14 protein-coding genes are annotated in these 19,377 nt (G+C 33.0%); 5 read left to right on the top strand and 9 right to left on the bottom strand.

The window, feature by feature from the left end; translation table 11 throughout:
- Nucleotides 1-40: 40 nt before the first annotated feature.
- Together WAF17_RS10405 and WAF17_RS10400 are read right to left on the bottom strand one after the other, a co-directional pair.
- Nucleotides 41-1,093 carry an ABC transporter permease gene (locus WAF17_RS10405; RefSeq protein WP_338769723.1) on the bottom strand — a complete coding sequence of 351 codons (1,053 nt, stop codon included), beginning with the start codon at nucleotides 1,091-1,093 and terminating at the stop codon, nucleotides 41-43.
- Between the two features lie 65 nt (nucleotides 1,094-1,158).
- The gene (locus WAF17_RS10400; protein WP_338769720.1) at nucleotides 1,159-2,019 is read right to left on the bottom strand and encodes a universal stress protein; all 861 of its coding nucleotides are present in this window, start codon (nucleotides 2,017-2,019) and stop codon (nucleotides 1,159-1,161) included.
- Nucleotides 2,020-2,253: 234 nt separating this feature from the next.
- On the opposite strand from WAF17_RS10400, the gene WAF17_RS10395 reads away from it, so the two are divergent.
- The 4 genes from WAF17_RS10395 (at nucleotide 2,254) to gdhA (ending at nucleotide 9,823) form a co-directional block, all read left to right on the top strand.
- On the top strand, nucleotides 2,254-3,342 hold the full coding sequence (locus tag WAF17_RS10395) for an IS4 family transposase (RefSeq protein ID WP_338760955.1): 1,089 nt from the start codon (nucleotides 2,254-2,256) through the stop codon (nucleotides 3,340-3,342).
- A gap of 302 nt (nucleotides 3,343-3,644) precedes the next feature.
- On the top strand, nucleotides 3,645-5,300 hold the full coding sequence (locus WAF17_RS10390; RefSeq protein ID WP_338769717.1) for a PKD domain-containing protein: 1,656 nt from the start codon (nucleotides 3,645-3,647) through the stop codon (nucleotides 5,298-5,300).
- 146 nt (nucleotides 5,301-5,446) lie between these two features.
- A complete protein-coding gene (locus WAF17_RS10385; RefSeq protein WP_338769714.1) occupies nucleotides 5,447-8,263 on the top strand; it encodes a TonB-dependent receptor in 2,817 nt (938 codons plus the stop codon).
- Nucleotides 8,264-8,467: 204 nt separating this feature from the next.
- The gene (gdhA, locus tag WAF17_RS10380; protein ID WP_338769711.1) at nucleotides 8,468-9,823 is read left to right on the top strand and encodes an NADP-specific glutamate dehydrogenase; all 1,356 of its coding nucleotides are present in this window, start codon (nucleotides 8,468-8,470) and stop codon (nucleotides 9,821-9,823) included.
- Between the two features lie 61 nt (nucleotides 9,824-9,884).
- Here gdhA and WAF17_RS10375 read toward each other — a convergent pair whose 3' ends face one another.
- The 7 genes from WAF17_RS10375 to WAF17_RS10345 all read right to left on the bottom strand — a co-directional run bounded on the left by WAF17_RS10375 (nucleotide 9,885) and on the right by WAF17_RS10345 (nucleotide 18,120).
- Nucleotides 9,885-11,168, bottom strand: coding sequence for a serine hydrolase domain-containing protein (locus WAF17_RS10375; RefSeq protein ID WP_338769708.1), 1,284 nt, complete (start codon nucleotides 11,166-11,168; stop codon nucleotides 9,885-9,887).
- Between the two features lie 83 nt (nucleotides 11,169-11,251).
- Nucleotides 11,252-12,925, bottom strand: coding sequence for an RluA family pseudouridine synthase (locus WAF17_RS10370; protein WP_338769706.1), 1,674 nt, complete (start codon nucleotides 12,923-12,925; stop codon nucleotides 11,252-11,254).
- 130 nt (nucleotides 12,926-13,055) lie between these two features.
- The gene (locus WAF17_RS10365) at nucleotides 13,056-13,436 is read right to left on the bottom strand and encodes a hypothetical protein (RefSeq protein WP_338769703.1); all 381 of its coding nucleotides are present in this window, start codon (nucleotides 13,434-13,436) and stop codon (nucleotides 13,056-13,058) included.
- A gap of 92 nt (nucleotides 13,437-13,528) precedes the next feature.
- Complete coding sequence (locus WAF17_RS10360) at nucleotides 13,529-14,758, bottom strand: aminotransferase class I/II-fold pyridoxal phosphate-dependent enzyme (protein WP_338769700.1); 1,230 nt, start codon at nucleotides 14,756-14,758, stop codon at nucleotides 13,529-13,531.
- A 136-nt stretch (nucleotides 14,759-14,894) separates the two neighbouring features.
- On the bottom strand, nucleotides 14,895-15,809 hold the full coding sequence (locus WAF17_RS10355; protein ID WP_338769698.1) for a glutaminase: 915 nt from the start codon (nucleotides 15,807-15,809) through the stop codon (nucleotides 14,895-14,897).
- Entirely contained in the window at nucleotides 15,806-16,654 is an 849-nt protein-coding gene (locus tag WAF17_RS10350) for a hypothetical protein (RefSeq protein WP_338769695.1), read from the bottom strand. The genes WAF17_RS10355 and WAF17_RS10350 overlap by 4 nt, the downstream gene beginning before the upstream one ends.
- Nucleotides 16,655-16,656: 2 nt before the next feature.
- Complete coding sequence (locus WAF17_RS10345) at nucleotides 16,657-18,120, bottom strand: MBOAT family O-acyltransferase (RefSeq protein ID WP_338769693.1); 1,464 nt, start codon at nucleotides 18,118-18,120, stop codon at nucleotides 16,657-16,659.
- Nucleotides 18,121-18,876: 756 nt separating this feature from the next.
- Between WAF17_RS10345 and rplP the strand changes: the two genes are divergently transcribed.
- Nucleotides 18,877-19,302: a 50S ribosomal protein L16 gene (gene rplP, locus WAF17_RS10340; RefSeq protein WP_338769690.1), complete on the top strand. Its 426-nt coding sequence runs from the start codon at nucleotides 18,877-18,879 to the stop codon at nucleotides 19,300-19,302.
- The last annotated feature ends 75 nt before the right edge of the window (nucleotides 19,303-19,377 follow it).

The raw sequence follows: 19,377 nt of genomic DNA, 5'->3' as shown, positions 1-19,377 counted from the left end.
GACATAATTTCATTTGGGTATTTATTACAATATTCATTTTTTACGCCCTAACACGAGGATCAAGCAAGGCATATAATAAATCTACCACAAGCGTAATACAGACGAAAATTACTGCCACTACAAGTGTTGCACCCATCACAACAGGAAGGTCAAGTTTTTGGACGGCATCAATAGTAAGCCAACCTAACCCTTTCCAACTAAAGACATATTCTACAAAGAAAGCACCTGCAATAAGTGTTGCAAGCCAATTTGATATAGCCGTTACGACAGGGTTAATTGCATTTTTAAGAGCATGTTTGAAAATAACAACATACTGTGGAAGTCCTTTTGCTCTTGCTGTTCTGACATAATCCCTTGAAAGTTCCTCTATCATCGAAGAGCGTGTAAGTTGAGTAATAATTGCCAAAGGACGCAAACCAAGAGTGAGGGCAGGTAGAATAATATTTTTAAGAGCTAACTGCTTACCATCAAAGACACTCATTATCCAAAGCGAACCTGTCATATCAAGTCCTGTATATTCACTTAAATAATAACCAAAAATAAGAGCTATAAAAATAGCTGCCACAAAAGAGGGCGTAGAAATACCCAAAACAGAAATAGAAACTAAGGTATGGTCTAAGAAAGAGTTCTGTTTGAGCGCACAAATAATACCGAAAATAACTCCAAAAAAAGTAGCAAAAAGCATAGCAGCCAAAGACAAAACAAGAGTTGCTCCTACTCTATCAAAGAGCATTTCATCTACTCGGTTATTAGTATAATAAGACTTTCTTAAATAAGGCTTTTTGACGACAAATGCTTTATCCGAAATACTAAAAAGTTTGAAGTAATCGTATTTTAGTTCATTCTTTTTTGTATCCTCATGAGCTGAAACCATCGATAAATCATTCAGATAATAGGCAAACTGGGTAGTTAGAGGTTTATCCAACCCTAAATCATTCTTGATAATAGCAATTGTCTCAGGAGTCGAACGAGGTCCTGCAATCATCTTTGTAGGGTCGCCAGGTAATGCATGAAATATAAAAAACACCACCACAGTCACTCCAAAAATGACGAGAAAACCATATCCCAGTTTTTTTAAAAAATATGCAATCATTTGAAAATTATCTGATTTTACTAGGAAAACACAAGCTTTTTCCTCTGAATTATTTACTTCTGACTTTATTTTATTGTATTTGTCTTCAAAACTAACAAAGGAACTTCAGTATGAAAGCTTATTTCTCTCGCTTTGCTTCTATGCCACAAACTCTCAAAAAAACTGCGATGATGTGTAAGCATAACCAAAACACTTGTCTCATAATTATCCAAATAATTATCGATTCCCTCATCTAAATCATCGTTTTCTTTAAATCTAAAATCTAACATTGAAACAGGAATACTCTTGAAGGTTTTCTTCAAACGATGAAGCCTATTGATATCTTCAACATGCTCTTTTTCATTACTAATATGTAAATAATCTACTTTTGAATTTGGAAAGTAACCAGCAAGTTCTAAGAGAATATCAATAACTTTCTCATCTTTATCCGAAAAATCAGCAGCGTACACAATGCGTTCCCAATTCGAAAAAGTAGCACTGCTAGGAATTGCTAGTACAGCAGGAGCTTCGTTGGATGAAATAATATCAGCTGTTACGCTTCCGAGTAAAATCTCTTCAGCTCGTGTCATTCCGTGCGTACCCATCACAACTAAAAAAGTATTGTGTTCTTTCGACACTTTTTCAATAGAAGGAATTATACCATTTTCACTTTCCAAAACAGGTGTGATTTTGAGCTTTCCACTTCCATCTGTATAATTAAGGTCAGCAAACTGGCTCACATACTTATCCAACTTAGATTTTCCTTTTTCTACTTCTTCTTTTAACAAACCTACATGTAGATGATAGTTAGTAGCAGATGGCAAAGGAGCACAAGCAACGTGAAGCAAAATAATCTCTGCACCAATAACTTGGGCAAAATGTACGGCATAACCTAAGGCAGCCTCTGAAGGCTTGGAAAAATCAACAGGAACTAGAATTTTTTGCATAAAAATCAATCAAAGATAAAAGAGTGAAATACAGAAGTAAATAAGCTCAATGTGTTTTATAAGGCAATATACTTTTTTTGCAGCAAAAATCTAAATTTAAAATGAAGCAGATTTATTTAAATAAATAAAAATAAACCAAAGGTTACTCTCTTTCCTCTCAGTCCTCTGACAAAAGATTTTAAATTTAGATAAAAAAAAGCCATAATTGAGTTTCTCACAAAATTTTTCTCAATTATGGCGAAAGCAAAGTATGCTTCTAGTGGTAAAGTTACAAAATTAGTTAGTGTTTTATCTTCTCATTTAAAAGGGTTTCATTTAGCCCGAGTTCAATTTATAGGTCTTTTTGTAATAGCTGTTATAAAGGTAGGTCTAGGAGGTTTAATTCAAATTGCAACTGCGTTTGAAAGGAATGTAGAATACAGTTCTTCTTTACGTCGTATAGAACGCTTTTTAAATTATTATGAGCTTGATTTTCAAGCAATTACTAATTTGATTATTTCCTTAGAAGGCATTGAACAATGGGAAAATATCGTACTGTGTTTGGATAGAACGAATTGGAAAGTTGGAAAAGAGCATATTAATATTTTGCTTCTCTCAGCAGCTCATAAAGGGGTATCTATTCCTCTTTGTTGGTCTGTACTTTCGAGGACAGGAAATTCAGCTACTCAACAACGAATTGATTTGATAGAAGATTTCTTAAATCAATTTCCTAATTTATCTATTACTGCTCTTGTAGCAGATAGAGAGTTTATAGGTAAAAAATGGTTTTTCTATTTAGCTACAAAAAAATTTGATTTTGTAATGCGTATAAAATCTAACTTTAAAGCTACTAGAAAAGGGAAAACAAAGTCTATTGTAGCATGGTGTAGAGGGCTTTCGATTTCAGAAACCTATCAACTAGATGGAACATTTGTAGTCAATGAAGCAGAGGTATATTTATCTGTAAGTCGAACACAAAAAGGATATATTTATTTAGCATCACCTGTTTTATTGGATAATATTTTTGAAATTTATAAACAACGTTGGGAAATCGAAACGTTGTTTAAAGCACTAAAATCACAAGGTTTTAACTTAGAAAATACAAAATTAACAGAACCAAATAAAATAGCTAAATTAATTGCTTTGTGTTCCATTGCCTTTGTTTGGTGTTACAAAGTAGGAGAATGGAAACATAAAAAAACAAAAATAAGAGTCTGTTCAAATGGATATAATGAATACTCTTTTTTCAGATATGGATTAATAGAAATTAAAAAAATACTCAATAATCCAATGACTAGTGAAACTAAATTTGATCAAAAAATTAAAGTTTTGTCAATGGAGTAAGCTCTTTCCTACTGATTTTTATTGCTTTGAGTTATCTGTTAATGGTTTAGCTCAAAAAAAACTAATGATAATTGAATCGAATGCCCCAGCAGCCGTAAAAGACTATTTTGTAAATTAAATATGAACTTCTTGTTACGTAACTCAATGTTAATCTTGAAGCAATTTGATAGTAAAGATAGGATTGTTCCTTTGCAGCAAGTTTAAGAAAAAGAAAAAAACTTCCGAACAAAAATGAAATAAAAAATCAGTATTTGTTCTACCAATTTACTAAAAATCAATTCACTAAGATTAATTTAATCAAAATGAAATTACAAAATTTCTTTCAACTGGCATTCATTTTTTTATTTGCAGCTCTTGTACTAGTCAGCTGTAAAGACGATGAAGACGACAAAAAAGCTCCAGTAGCAGCTTTTACATTCAGTCCTGCAAGTCCTAAAGTAGGTCAAGCAGTTACTTTTTCTAATACAAGTACAGATGCTTCTGCATATGCTTGGGCTTCTGTACCAGCAGGTTTTAGCTCAACAGAACAAAACCCTAGCTTCACTTTTACAACAGAAGGAAGCTATCAAGTAACACTTACAGCAACAGGAGAAGGTGGTACAGATACAGAAACACAAACTATTACAGTTGCACCAGAAGATGCTGTCGTAATACCTCCTCGTGAATATCCAGCTAATTATACAGAAAGTTCAGACGCAGCTACAAGCAGAGCTTCTCTCGTAATAGCAGCAGGTGATACAGGTATTGGAAAAGATACAATCACTTGGACAAAAGACAAGGTTTGGGTGCTTGATGGATTTGTTTTCGTAAATGAAGGTCAAACGCTTACTATTGAGGCAGGTACTGTAATCAAAGGCAAAACAGGAGAAGGAGAAAATGCTTCTGCTTTAGTTGTAGCTCGTGGTGGAAAAGTAATTGCTAACGGAACGGCTAATGAACCTGTCATTTTTACAGCAGAAGCTGATAACTTAAATGGAAATCTTGGTGCTGATGAAAATGGAGAATGGGGTGGACTTATCATTTTAGGAAAAGCTGGTCTTAATTCATCTCCAGGTACTTCTGCTATTGAAGGTATTCCAACTACTGAAACTCGTGGTATTTATGGTGGAACAGATGATGCTGATAACTCTGGTGTGTATCGTTATATTTCAGTTCGTCATGGGGGTTCAAATATTGGAGCAGGTAATGAAATCAATGGTGTTACTTTTGGTGGTGTAGGTACAGGAACAATTGTAGAACACATTGAAGTATATGCAAATCAAGATGATGCCTTTGAATGGTTTGGTGGAACTGTAAACTGTAAGTATCTTGTTGCTACGGCATGTGGTGATGATGCTTTTGATTATGATGAAGGTTTCAGAGGAAATGTTCAGTTTGGTCTTATCTATCAACGTGAAGATGATGGAGACCGTGGTGGTGAGCATGATGGTGGTACAGATCCAGAAGACGGAACTCCTTATGCACTTCCTAAATTCTTTAATATTACTTCTGTTGGAAATCCTGAAAGCCGTGCGATTACGTTCCGTGATAATGCAGGTGGAGAATATCACAATAGCGTATTTGTAAACTATGAAAGAGGAATTGATATTGAATATCTAGCTACTGGAGAAAGCAGTTATAAGCGTTTTCAAGCAGGTGAATTAAAATTGATGAATAACACATTCTCAAATATTGCTGCTTCTGCTGATACATTATTTACTATTACTGCTGTATCAGGAAGTGAGCCAACAGATTTGGCTGACGCTGTAGCTGCATTGGTAACTTACTTCCCAACAAATGGAAATACAGTAGGCTCAATAGGTGTTACTCGTTCTAGCCTTGTTCCTACAGAGGCAGGTGGAGCAGTCTCTACTTCTTCAAACACATTCTTTACAGCAACTGATTATAGAGGTGCGTTTGCAGTAGGTTCTACACCTTGGTACACAGGTTGGACAGCAACAGAAGCTTTTATCCAATAAAAAAATAGCGTTTCGAACGCTCAAAAAAAGCAGCTACCGAAAAAAGTAGCTGCTTTTATATTGTTTCAAATTGCTTTTTAAAGCAATCCAAAATTTCATTTAAAAAAAATAAGTAATTTAATTATTCTAGTTCAAAAAAATAAGTAATGAAACTCAATCTACTATCTCTACTAGCAAGTATATTTCTTGTATTTGCTACTTTCTCTTACTCATCAGCCCAATCTACAAAAGGCACAATCAGAGGAACAATCAAAGATGCTGGTAATGGCGAAGAACTAATAGGAGCTACTGTTGTCATCGTAGGAACTACAACAGGTTCAGCAGCCGATTTAGATGGGAAATATTCAATTTCAGTAGAAGCAGGAACATATGACCTTCAAGTTTCTTTCGTTTCTTATCAATCAAAGACCATCACAGGTGTAGAAGTAAAAGCAGGAGAAGTAACTGTTCTTGATGCAACTCTAGGAGAAGATACAGCAATTTTAGATGCTGTAGTAGTAACTTCAAAAGCAGAAACAGCCTCTACAACAGCCGTTTTGGCAGCACAAAAAAAATCAGGTGTCGTACAAGATGGATTAGCTTCTGAACAAATTGCTCGTTCTGGCGACAGAGATGCAGCAGCAGCTATTACAAGAGTAACAGGTGTTTCGGTAGAAGGTGGAAAATATGTTTATGTACGTGGATTAGGCGACCGTTATAGCAAAACAACTTTAAACGGAGCCAATCTTCCAAGCCTTGACCCAAACAGAAATTCAGTTCAGATGGATTTATTCCCAAGTAATTTAATAGATAATATCATCGTTTCAAAAACATTTTCTCCAGAGCTTTCAGGCGAATTTGCAGGTGGAAATGTAAACTTAGTTACTAAAGATTTTCCAGATAGATTTACTTTTCAGTGGAACTCTTCTTTTGGCTTCAATGACCAAGCGAGTTTTAATAAAGATTTTTTGAGTTATGAAGGTGGAAAAACAGATTATTTAGGTTTTGATGACGGTACTCGTGAAGTTCCAGCTATTGTAGCTGATGGTCTTTCTACGGATAGAGAACAATTAGCAGAAGAATCAAAATCATTCGGAGAAGGTTTTGGATTTGAAAACAAGTCGCCTATGATGAATCAATTTCATTCGGTCGCTATTGGTAATCAGATTGATGTTTTGGGTCGTCCTTTCGGTTTCGTTACATCACTTTCTTACCAAAGAAACTTCAACTATTTTAATGATGGAGTTACTGGGCGTTATAACTTACCAGGTGTAGGTAGTGAAGAGCTAAATCCTGCCTTTGATTTGCGTACAGAAAAAGGAACAGAAACAGTTTTGGCTGGTGCAAACCTTAATATGGCTTACAAAATTGCTCCTACAAGCAAAATTGCTTTGAATTTGATGTATAACAGAAGTTCTGATAAAGTAGCTGATTTTAGAGAAGGGCGTTGGAGTGAAGAAGTTTTTGGAGAGAATAATATCTACCAAACAAATGTTCTTCAATATTTAGAGCGTTCTATCGGTTCGGCACAGCTTAAAGGAAAACATACTCTAGGAAAAAGAAATATAGAAGTTGAATGGCTTTCTTCATTGGCTCAATCTACACAAGACGAACCAGATTTGCGTTATTTTTCAAGAGATTATATTCAAACTGGCGATGAGCGTGTTTATAATATCAATGTTGCAGCTTATCCTGCGCCTTCTCGTTATTATCGTGATATGGTTGAAACCAATTGGGACAATAAAGTAGATGTTACAATTCCTTTTACAAGTAAAGGAGGAGATAGCAAAATAAAATTAGGTAGTGGATATTTGATGAAAGAAAGAGATTTTAATGAGCAGCGTTATGATTATGGGCGTCTTACTGGTTTCAATGTTTTAGATGATTTTGAAAGAACAGGAGACCCTGCCGACTTCTTAAATGATGTTGGTTTCTTAGAAAGTGGACAGCGTGGAATGACTATTTTAGATGCAACTCAACTTACAAATAGCTATACAGGAACACAAGAAGTAATTTCTGCTTATGCCATGACAGATTGGAGAATTGCAGGAAAATTACGTTCAGTAATGGGACTTCGTTATGAGGGAACAAATATCAGAACAACAAGTGATAATCCAGATATTGAAGTGGGAGAAGTAGTAACAAATGATATTTTACCTGCCTTGAATCTTATTTATGAGTTGAATAAAAAGATAAATCTTCGTGCTTCGTATGGTAGAACACTTGCTCGTCCTACCTTTAGAGAACTTGCGCCTTTCCCTAGCTTTGATTTTATCGGAGATTTTATCTTGATTGGTAATCCAAGTTTAGAGCGCACACTAATTGATAATATTGATTTGCGTTTTGAATCGTATCCTGCTTTGGGAGAAATTATTTCGGTAAGTGCTTTTTATAAGTGTTTCCAAAATCCTATTGAAAGAGCATTTAACCCTCAAGCTGCAAACGGAGAAGTTCAGTTTCGTAATGTAGATGCTGCAACCGTTATGGGATTAGAATTTGAAATCCGTAAACGTCTTAATTTTACAAAAGCACTAGAGCGTTTTAGTATAGGTTCGAATCTTAGTATCATGTCTTCAAAAGTTGATATTGACCCACAAGAATTAGAGCTTATTCGTGCTACTGACCCAGACCGTAAAGCTACTCGTTCTATGTTTATGCAATCTCCTTATGTAGCCAATGCGTTTGTTTATTACGATATTGAAGAAAAAGGAATTAATATCAGCACTACTTTTAATGTTTTTGGAAAGCGTTTGGCGTATGTTACTCAAGGTGGTCAGCCAGATGTATTTGAAGTAGCTCGTCCGTCTTTAGATTTTGCCTTTAAGAAAACAACAGAAAAAGGATGGGGCTTTACTTTCCGTGCAAGAAACCTTCTGAATCCAGAATACAAAATGGTTCAAGAATTTAAGGGAAAAGAATATACGTATGGCTCATATAAAGTAGGTCGTACATTCTCTTTAGGAATTACTTATTTGATTGACTAATTGAAAGTTAGTTTCTGATTTTCAATTTTTAAAAACTAAAAACAGTTCTAGCTTTTTGTTAGAACTGTTTTTTTGTCTCTGACAGTTCTCAATGAGTTCATTCAAAACATTCGCTACTCAAAACCGTTTGTTTTTCAATAAAAATTAGTAGATTAAACTCTAATTATAAATTACTTAACAAACAACAACACACACACAACGAATATGTCCACAAACAACCATCAAGCACAAGTAAAAGGTTTTGTAGAATCAGTTAAGAAAAAACAACCTCACGAGGATGAATTTTTACAAGCCGTAGAAGAAGTTGCAGAGTTTATTATTCCTTTCATAGAAGAAAACCCAAAGTATAAAAAAGCAAAACTTTTAGAACGCATGGTAGAGCCTGAAAGAGCTGTTTTGTTCAGAGTTCCTTGGCTAGATGATAAAAATGAAATTCAAGTCAATAAGGGGTTTCGTGTACAATTCAATTCTGCTTTAGGACCTTACAAAGGTGGTGTTCGTTTTCATCCAAGTGTAAATTTATCTATTCTAAAATTTCTAGGTTTTGAGCAGGTTTTTAAAAACTCGCTTACTGGTTTGCCTTTGGGTGGTGGAAAAGGAGGAACTGATTTTGACCCAAAAGGAAAAAGCGATGAAGAAGTAATGCGTTTTTGTCAGAGTTTCGTAACCGAACTTTTCAGACATATTGGAGGAGAAACGGATGTTCCTGCTGGAGATATTGGTGTAGGAGCTAGAGAAGTAGGTTATATGTTTGGACAGTACAAACGACTAGCCAACGAATTTACAGGAACTTTCACAGGAAAAGGCGTAAAATGGGGAGGTTCACTTCTACGAACAGAAGCAACAGGCTACGGACTTCTTTATTTCGTAAAAGAAATGATGGAATACAAAGACGATTCTTTAGATGGAAAAGTAATTGCAATTTCAGGTTCTGGAAATGTAGCGCAGTATGCCTGTGAAAAAGCAATAGAACTGGGAGCAAAAGTGGTTACTTTTTCAGATTCTGATGGATATATTTATGATGAAGAAGGAATTACAACAGAAAAACTAGAGTTTGTAAAAGAACTCAAAAATGAAAAAAGAGGTAGAATAAAAGAATACACCAAAAAATATTCTTCTGCCAAATTTCATAAAGACAAACGTCCGTGGGATGTAAAGTGTGATATTGCACTTCCTTGTGCGACTCAAAATGAACTAGAAGAAGAAGGTGCAAAAGCTCTTGTAAAAAATGGCTGTAAATTAGTTGCTGAAGGTGCAAATATGCCAACTACTTCAGAGGCAATTGATATTTTTGCTAAAAATGATGTCCTTTATGCCCCTGGTAAGGCAACAAATGCTGGTGGTGTGGCTACTTCTGGCTTAGAAATGACACAAAACTCACTTCGTTTGTCTTGGACAAAAGAAAAAGTAGATGAGGAATTGAAGTCAATCATGAAAAGCATTCATGAGCAGTGTGTAGAACAAGGAAAAGAGAAAAAGAAAGTAAATTATCTCAAAGGAGCTAATATTGCAGGTTTTGTGCGTGTGGCCGATGCTATGATTGCACAAGGTGTAGTCTAAATTCTTTAGATTTTTCTATAAAACGAATTGTAGCTCATCGTACTACAATTCGTTTTTTTTATTACTTCATTTTTCTAATAATAAAAACTGAAATACCAATAATCACAATATATCCGATGATGAGTAAAGTCAGTAAATACGATTTATTTCGTTGCATCACTACATAATCAGCTATTCCTACTTTCCAAAACATCCATTCATCTGCTATGGAAGACGCCATATTCCAGTTTCCAGTTTCTAATACTATTATTCCAGATTTAGATTTGAGGTCTATTCTTGCAGCAGTATTGATAGCATCATTTCCACTACCATCATGTCCAATAATATTTGATTCTTTATCATCTTGGCTATATAAATGAGAACCTAATCCATACACTTTTGTATTATTAATGAATGTCTCAGCTTTACTCATTTTCTGAACAGTCTTTTCTGATAGAACATCATTTTCTGATATATTAGCTATCATAAACTTTGATAAATCATTTGTTGTCGTATATAATCCAGCAGCAGCAAGAGCTGTAAATTTATTCATTTTCCTTGTTGTTTTATCAACTGTATAAATTTGAGCAAGTTGGCTATTTGATTCTTTTAAGTAATCAAAAGTAGAACTTTGCATATCCAAAGGAACAAATACTTCTTTACTCATGTACTCTTGAAACGACTGCCCACTAACTTCTTCAATCAATAATTGCAGTATCGTATAACCTGCCCCCGAATACATATACTTACTCTTCGGTTCATAGCCAACTATTGCTACTCCATTAGCACTTCCTGCATCAGCAGCTTTCGTTAGTGACTCTTCGATTGTCTGAATAGCTTCATCAGTAGCAAAACCGTCATAGCCAAGGTCATCAATTAGTCCTGAAGAGTGAGAAAGCAATGTTCTGACAGTAACCTTCTTATTATCAAATTCACTTTTAGGCAAGTGCCACCTTGTAAGATAATCATCGACTGGCTTATCCAAATCTATTTTTCCCTGCTCAACTAACTTCATTACACCAAAAGAAGTAACCCATTTACTGATAGAAGCAACAGGAAATAGAGTATTCTCATTTACAGGTCGGTCAATAGAATAGAAAAAAGTTTCTGATACTTTTCCATTCTCAATGAGTGCCATTGCAACATTCCCAACAAATTCGTTTTTTATTTTTTGTTTGGTAGCATCTATAAATGCCTCTGCACTATCTTGCGAAGTAATTGGTCGTAATAAAAATCCATCTATGAATCCATATCCAATAAAGACAGTCCAAGCTAAAAGAGTAAGGATTATAAAAGCAATGTTTTTGAATTTCTTCATGTCTATTACAGGTTGTTGTTGATAAAAATGATTGTTAGCAAATGCCATTTAATCTCTAAAAAATTGCTATCAATAATAGAAAATAACACTCCTAACTGTACTAATTCAAAAACAAGAAGAAAGTAACAAAACTAAAAATCACTTTCTATATAAAAACTAATTCTCTCTTTAGTAACAGGATGCACAAACTCTAAGTATTCAGCGTGAAGATGTAAACGATTTGTTTTTTTTCCATACAAATCATCGCCTATGATTGGAGCATTTAAGCCGTTTTGATGCGCTGCATGAACTCTCAGTTGATGCGTTCTGCCTGTAATGGGATAAAAATGAACACGAGTTTTTTCTTCTTTAATTTCCAAAACCTCATATTTTGTTTGTGCTGTTTTTCCATGTTGATAGCAAACTAATTGATGAGGTCGATTATTCAAATCTACACGCAAAGGTAAATCGATAACACCACTTTCTTTTTCTAAAATCCCATCTAAAAGCGCAACATAACGCTTTTTTACTGTTCGTTTGATAAACTGACTTTGTAAATGATGATAAGTTTCTTTGTCTTTTGCTACCAAAAGCAAACCAGACGTACTTTGGTCTAGCCGATGAACTAACATTGAGTCAGGGTACTTTTTTAGCATTCTTGTCTGAACAGAGTCTTTGATATTTCTTCCTTGTACAGACAAAAATTCAGCAGGTTTATTTATCAACAACAAATAATCATCTTCATAAATAGTTTCTAATACTTTTCCTTTTGCAGGGTTTGTAAGCATTGGATTTTTTTCTACTTCTAATCCTTGAAGCATAAAACCTAAAATGGGTTCACATTTATTTCTACACGAAGGATAAAATTCCTTATGCTTTCTAATTTCAGACTTGGGAGATTGTCCCCACCAAAACTCACCTAAAGCTATTGGTTTGAGATTGTTTTTATAAGCATAATGCAATAATTTGGGTGCAGCACACTCACCAGCACCAGCAGGAGGTGCAATTTCTAATTCTTTTTTGAAAATAGTTTGAAGACTCTTATAATTTCCTTCTGCATTCAGAAATTTATAATTATCAAATAAACGCTGTTGCAAATCATTACTTCGTTGTTTTCTTTCATTTTTGAGTGCAGTTATTTTATCCGTAAAAACTGTTAGTTCTTTCTCAATTTGATCTAACTTTTCCTCCCATTCTTTTTTAAGTTTTTTGAAAAAATACTGTTGTTTCAGACTCTCATCTTTTAGTTCTTCTTTCAAAATTGTAAAGTCAGTTTCGGACAATTCTCTCAAGGCTGCATTTCTTTTTATTTTTCGTTCTTTTTTCTGTTCTCGTAATTCTTTTTTAGATGCTTCTAATTCAGTTTTGGCAAGTTGATTTTCTGCTTCGAAATATGATTTTATTTTTTCAAACTCTTCATTATTTTCTAATTCTTCTATTTCTCTATTTAGTTTATTCAAAATTTCTTCTTCTGCCTTAAAAAAGCCATCTTTTTTTAGCATATCATAAACAGGAGGTACAAAATACTTGTGGTTATTGCTATCAGCTAATTTTCCTGAATAAGCAGCCAAGAAACCAAGCTCATTTTTTTTGTTTTTTACCACCAAAACACCAAACATTTTTCCGATTACTAAACCTGTATCTGTTGAGTTTAAACCAAAGTTGTGTTTCCAATCTGTTTGATGAATTAGATATTCTTGTACTTGCTCGGCAGCTAGTTTTACAATCGAGTGTGCTTGATAATAAAATGGAAAGTTGAAAAGTGTAGGTAGTTCTATTCCTGCAATGGATTTTTTGAAATAAATAAAATGATTTTCGTTTTTCATCGGAGATAAGAAGATTTACTATATTATTTCTATAAAGGTAGGAAAAGGAATTTTTACCTTAAAGCAGAAAACCAATAACAAGTTAGTGTTATTGGTTTTTTTTATTAGCTGAATGATAATTATTCGGTTACTAATATCTCGTTAATATCGAACTTGTACCAAAACCATTTGAATTGCTTCCAAATAAAGTTACTCTATAATAACCTAGAGTAGTATGCGTATATTCTATATTTTCATCAGTAGATTCAAATACAAGTTGAGGAGCTATTTCGTCTGGTGAGTTTAAACCTATATATTCAATTGTCCATTCATAAGTAGCTGGGTCTGCGTTTTTACTTGTATTAGTATATGTTACAACTAAACCAGCACTAGTAGAAGTTTCTGAAGACTCAAAAGATATTTCTGGTGCAGGTATAATTTCATTGCTTTCTTCTTCTTTCTCGCCACAAGAAACTAGACCAATTATTAAAAGGGTAAAGAATACTAGGTTAAAAATGTATTGATTTTTCATGTTATTTTTTTTGTTGAATTAATAAAATGCAAATATAACACATCAACTCACAAGTTATTCATTTGAAGTCAAAATAAGAGTTTTTGAACGTATTAAATAGTTTCTTTTACAAGAATAGAAGTTTCTATAATTTGCTTTAAAGAGTCTGTCAAATAATCAATGTCTTCTGTTTTTAAGTGGCGTGTCAAACTAATTCTTAATCCACAATGGTTTTTTGGCATCGCAGGATAAACAGCACCAGAGCAGTAAATACCACAGTTGATAAGCTTTGAAATGACTTCATAAACCTCTTCATTATTACCAATTTTTATAAATTGAATAGGCGTATTTGCTTTAGTATCTAATGGAATATTTTTACGCCTACACTCTTCCTTAAAGTATATAATTATATCACTTAATTCCTTCTGATATATTTCTAATTCTGGTAACTGATGTATTTTTGCCGACGCAATAGCAGCTCCAAGAACTGGGTTTGATATTGGGTTAGAAAAAATTTCTGTTTGCCCTAATAGTCGGACTCTATCTCTTAAAGATTTGTTTGGAAATACAAGAATTCCACCTCCACAGCCAAATGACTTACTCATAGAAAGTGCAACTATCATTTTTTTGTGTAACTCACCTGAACTACCCAAGACGAAACCAGCACCATTTTTCCCAGTCCAACTAAATCCGTGTGCATCATCTATATATGTATATAGATTTTCTTTTTTATCTAACAATTCCTTTAAAGCAGTGATATTAATATACTCTCCTTGCATACTATAAATTCCGTCTGCCAGAAACCAAATTCTTTTGTATTTATCATTATCAGAATGATTTACTAATTGGTCAAGTTGTTCCATATCATTATGGATTCTCAAATATTTAATAGTTGTTCCTTTTTGTTCACATAATCTTGCAGACATTTGAATACTATTATGAACATGTGCATCTAAAATAATCAAATCATCACTATCAACTAATAATGGCAAAGCACTACAATGTCCTAAGGTTGTAGTAATAGTTGGTAAAGGATATCCAGGAAGCATTTTATTCAACTCTTCTTGAAGCTCTTTATAAAGAGGAGAAGACAAATACGACCTTGAGTTAGATAAAATAATACCATATTTTTGAGCAGCAACAGTTGCAGCATCAATTAACCTAGGGTCATTTTCCAAACCTAAATAAGAACAGTTAGCGAAATGGAGTAATTTTTTGCCTCCCACAGAGATATATCTACCATTAAAGTTTTCTGAATCTAGATATAAATTTGACAACTCTCTATCTTTTGATTTTTTGAGGAGATTATATAATGCTTCTTTTTTCTCAGAAAGGATTTCCATAGTATTTATTTTGATATAATTTTTTCATTAAATACATTTTCTGTAAATCTAATCACTTTTGTTTATTTTTGAAAAAAAACATAAACATTGATAAATATTTATCTTATTATACTAACCTTGTAAAATTTTAGTGTTTTTAAAAAATAGATAATTCCGATTTTGTTGTAAAGTCTTCAAGAAATCGCATCCCTTTATATGAGTTTCCTTTTTTGTTTAGTTTTGGACTCCAAACGGCAATTGTGTATTGATTTGGATGGACTGCTATAATTCCTCCACCAACACCACTTTTTCCAGGTAAACCAACTTTAAAGGCAAACTCTCCAGACTCATCATAAAATCCACAAGTTTGCATAAGTGCATTGATTCTCTTTGACTGACTTTTAGTAAGAATAGCAATATTATCAATTGTTCTACGTCCATTATTTGCTAAAAACAAAAAGGCTTCTGAAAGCTGTTGGCAATTCATTTCTAAAGAACAAAGGTCAAAATAGAAATTAAGAACTTCAGAAGGCTCGTTTTCAATATTCCCAAAAGATTTAATAAAATTACATAGGGCTATATTTCGAAAACCTATTTCCTTTTCAGATTCAGCAACTGCATAAGAGTAGTTTAATGCTGTATTATTAGAAATACTTCTTACAAAAGCCAAAAAATCTTCTTTTGGGTTTTCTAAATGGCTAATCAAAATATCACAAATTACGATTGCACCAGCATTTATAAACGGATTTCTAGGTATTCCATTATCTACTTCTAATTGAGTAAGCGAATTGAATGGGTTCCCAGAAGGCTCAACACCAAGCCGAGTCCATATTTTCTCGCCTACCATTCGGTAAGCCAAAACGAGTGATAATACTTTAGCAATACTCTGAATAGAAAATTTATCTTGCCAGTTCCCAATACCAAAGTTGTTTTGGTCAAGTGTAGAAATATATATTCCGAAACTTTCTGCATCAACAGTTGCTAGTTCAGGGATATAAGAGGCTACCTCTCCTTTGCTATCTATATTTTTAACTTTATGATATATCTCTTCAATTATTTCTTTAAAATTCACTTTTGATGTTTTTTTATCTGATTCATTTCGTTCAAAATATAACTTCTTAACTTTTTAGGTTCTTTCAGATGCACATAATCTAAGAATAAACTATCAGGAAAGTAACCAATATTATTCAAATAATAAGTTAATTCATTTTCTAAAGATAACCCTAAAATTTCCTCTTTATTAAAACGTTGTACTACTCTTTTATTAGACTCTTTAGTTGGTGCTGGTATAATATGAAAACTTATATTGTTTGTAGTGCATAATTTATTTATTTTAATTAAGTATTCTTTTGAAATAGGAGATAAAAAAGTATAATCAATACTATCATCGGAATTAAAATCAGGACTCCAGTTTGACGTTAATATGTATGGTTCACGACAAAAATTAGAAAACGGTATTTTATCTATTTGATTTATTACAGTATTAGAAAACATATCTACATATTCATCTTTATAAAATGGCTTTAAGAAATAATGAAAAGTAAAAATTTGATTTAGATTATTTTGAAAACTAAATGGATTATATATCATATAAACCCTCTCAGGTTTGTTACCTGATTCAAGATAATTATTTAGTAAAAGATATTGACCAACCACTCCAATCGCTTGATTAGAAGCTAACGAATTTATTGAATCATGATCGTTCTCGTTACTGAAGAGTTGATTCCCAACACTATCGCCAATAAGTACAATCTTTTTGTTTGATTTCTGCTTACTTTTTTTGATAGATATATAAATTTCATCACCTGCAACAATGTTTTTATACTCATCACTAATTAGTAGGTAGATTGATCTTATATATAACACGGAAATTAATGGAATAAAAAATAAAATAGACCTTCTGACAAACTGTTTCATAATTAAAATTGGAAATAAATAAACTGTTGCTCATTGCCACCAAACCAATAAATTGCAGCTATAATTAAGTAATATAGGGCATATCTGAATGGGCGCTTCCACTTCATACCTATATCTGAAATTGCGTATTGCCCCTCTCTTCCTGCCCACTCCATTAGAATAAAAATTAACACTAAAAACAAAACTTTATACCCAATTTGCCAATGGACTAAGTTTATTGTTTGAACATATCCACTTTTTGTCATAAGACCAATTAGCATGTCTTGAATAAATGAAAATGCATGTCCAATATTTTCAGCTCTGAAGAATATCCAAGCAAAAACGGTAAGGGCAAATGTGGACAACATGAAAAATAATTCTTTTAGACTTGGTAAAAGTTTTCCTTTTGCTACTACCTCTAAATTATTTCGATTAATATTAGTCAGTAAAAGAGGTAGAAAATAAACTGCATTTAATATTCCCCAAATAATAAACGTCCAATTTGCACCGTGCCAAAACCCACTCACAATGAAAATAATAAACACATTTCTAATCTTTGTCCAGTTATTACCACGGCTTCCACCCAAAGGAATATAAAGATAGTCTCTAAACCAAGTAGAAAGAGAAATATGCCACCTTCTCCAAAACTCGGCAACATCTCTCGAAAAATAAGGAAAATTAAAATTTTGCATTAAATCAAAACCAAAAAGCCTAGACGTTCCGATTGCAATATCAGAATATCCTGAAAAGTCACCATAAATTTGAAAAGTAAAGAATAGAGCACCAAGCACTAACGTACTTCCCGAGTATTCAGTTGAGTTATTAAAAATGAGATTTGCATACTCAGCACAATTATCAGCAATTACCACTTTTTTGAATAAACCCCATAGAATTTGGCGCATACCGTCAACTGCTTTCAAATAATCAAAAGTGCGCTTTCTATAGAACTGGGGAAGTAAATGGGTTGCCCTCTCAATTGGCCCTGCAACTAATTGAGGAAAAAAACTCACAAAAGCCGAAAAAGCGATAAAATCATCTGTTGGTTCAAGTTCTCGCTTATAAATATCAATTGTATAACTCAAAGTTTGAAAGGTATAAAAACTAATTCCAACAGGTAAAATGATATTTAATGAATTAGTTGTTATATCTGTACCTAAAAATGAAAATGCTGTTATAAAGTTATCAAGAAAAAAATTGTAATACTTAAAAAAGCCTAGCAGTCCAAAATTAACTAAAATGCTTATCCACAGTAGGATTTTTCTTTTACCTTTATTTTCTTCATTTCTTAGTTTTTGTCCAACGGTGTAGTCAATGATGGTACTGAAAACTATCAATAATAAAAACCTCCAATCCCACCAACCATAAAATAAATAACTTGCTGTTACTATTAGGAAGTTTTGGAGTTTCAAGTTCTTATATGTGACAAACCAGTAAAGGATAAATACTATTGGCAAGAAAATAGCAAAATCAATCGAATTAAATAACATTGTTTCTAGTCATTACTTGTAATATTAATTTTTTTACTGTATTTTTTTCAGCACAATATATAATTCATATCAACAAATGTAATAACATTAAGTTGTTTAGCAAATTTTAATTTGTGTTCTCTTTAATCTATCTACTAAACCACTGACAGCTTTAATAAAAAAGTTCCCCATATAGAGAAATAATCTAAAATAATTGGGAATTTTTATGCTATCTATTTGGAAGTCTGTAAATTATTCGTACCTTTGCATTCCCTAAAGGATACTATACGTGAACAAATTGTTGTGAAATAAGGCGTTCATTTACGTACAAGTCCTTTTTCAAAATCGCTTTTCTTGAGCCTTTTATGCAATAAAGGTTGCTAGAATATACTAATAAAGTTGCTTTTTAGATAAAGCAATTATATTAAAGAATTTTTGAGAAAGAATCCAAGTACGTGTAGAAAAGAACAATTCTGATTTACATAGCATCTACAAAGGGATTTGAAAAGCGTAATCTAATCTGACTTCTTTTATAGAACTATATTATATTAAGTTTTTTGAAAAGATTAATTTCCTAATCCGAATTTATTCTTTAAAAGAAAACTTTTTTTTATTGTTCGTTTCTGAATCAGAAAATCTAAGGAACAGATTAAAAAACGTAATTCATAATTGATATTTTGAAACGATTTTAAGTTAATTCATAATTCAATTATTTATTTTTCTCAAAAATCATTTTCAAATTTATCTTTTTAAAGACCATTAAACGCAAAAGGAGTTATGTTACAGCCTAAGCGCACCAAGTTTCGTAAACGTCATAAAGAAGTACGTCGTACTAGAGGTATTGCTCAACGTGGTTTTTTGGTGGATTTTGGTGATTTCGGTATCAAAGCCTTGGAACCAGCGTGGATTACTTCACGTCAAATTGAAGCAGCTCGTATTGCCGTTACTCGTGCAATGAAGCGTCAAGGTCAGGTCTGGATTCGCATTTTCCCTGACAAACCAATTACCAAAAAACCTGCAGAGGTTCGTATGGGTAAGGGTAAAGGTGCTCCTGAATATTGGGTAGCTCCTGTCGTACCAGGTACAGTTCTTTTTGAAATTTCGGGTGTAGATAGACAAATAGCTAGTGAAGCATTGCGCCTTGCAGCTCAAAAACTACCAATCAAAACTAAATTTGTAACTCGTATTGATTACGAAGCATAAGCTAGTAGGTTAAAGGCTTGCCTTTGACTTTACGAAAGTTTTGTAGGTATAAACTTATATCTTAACCGACCTTTA

This window comes from Bernardetia sp. ABR2-2B, assembly GCF_037126435.1.
In the GTDB taxonomy this organism is placed as follows: Bacteria; Bacteroidota; Bacteroidia; order Cytophagales; family Bernardetiaceae; genus Bernardetia.
The sequence above is the reverse complement of the archived record's forward strand: the minus strand, read 5'-3'. Positions and strand labels throughout refer to the sequence as shown.

Coding starts and splice junctions, on each gene's coding strand:
- WAF17_RS10375 (WP_338769708.1), bottom strand. CDS start 11,168: ATGGCATTTGCTAACAATCATTTTTATCAACAACAACCTGTAATAGAC.
- WAF17_RS10350 (WP_338769695.1), bottom strand. CDS start 16,654: ATGAAACAGTTTGTCAGAAGGTCTATTTTATTTTTTATTCCATTAATT.
- WAF17_RS10400 (WP_338769720.1), bottom strand. CDS start 2,019: ATGCAAAAAATTCTAGTTCCTGTTGATTTTTCCAAGCCTTCAGAGGCT.
- WAF17_RS10405 (WP_338769723.1), bottom strand. CDS start 1,093: ATGATTGCATATTTTTTAAAAAAACTGGGATATGGTTTTCTCGTCATT.
- WAF17_RS10390 (WP_338769717.1), top strand. CDS start 3,645: ATGAAATTACAAAATTTCTTTCAACTGGCATTCATTTTTTTATTTGCA.
- WAF17_RS10345 (WP_338769693.1), bottom strand. CDS start 18,120: ATGTTATTTAATTCGATTGATTTTGCTATTTTCTTGCCAATAGTATTT.
- WAF17_RS10385 (WP_338769714.1), top strand. CDS start 5,447: ATGAAACTCAATCTACTATCTCTACTAGCAAGTATATTTCTTGTATTT.
- rplP (WP_338769690.1), top strand. CDS start 18,877: ATGTTACAGCCTAAGCGCACCAAGTTTCGTAAACGTCATAAAGAAGTA.
- WAF17_RS10370 (WP_338769706.1), bottom strand. CDS start 12,925: ATGAAAAACGAAAATCATTTTATTTATTTCAAAAAATCCATTGCAGGA.
- WAF17_RS10365 (WP_338769703.1), bottom strand. CDS start 13,436: ATGAAAAATCAATACATTTTTAACCTAGTATTCTTTACCCTTTTAATA.
- WAF17_RS10395 (WP_338760955.1), top strand. CDS start 2,254: ATGGCGAAAGCAAAGTATGCTTCTAGTGGTAAAGTTACAAAATTAGTT.
- WAF17_RS10360 (WP_338769700.1), bottom strand. CDS start 14,758: ATGGAAATCCTTTCTGAGAAAAAAGAAGCATTATATAATCTCCTCAAA.
- gdhA (WP_338769711.1), top strand. CDS start 8,468: ATGTCCACAAACAACCATCAAGCACAAGTAAAAGGTTTTGTAGAATCA.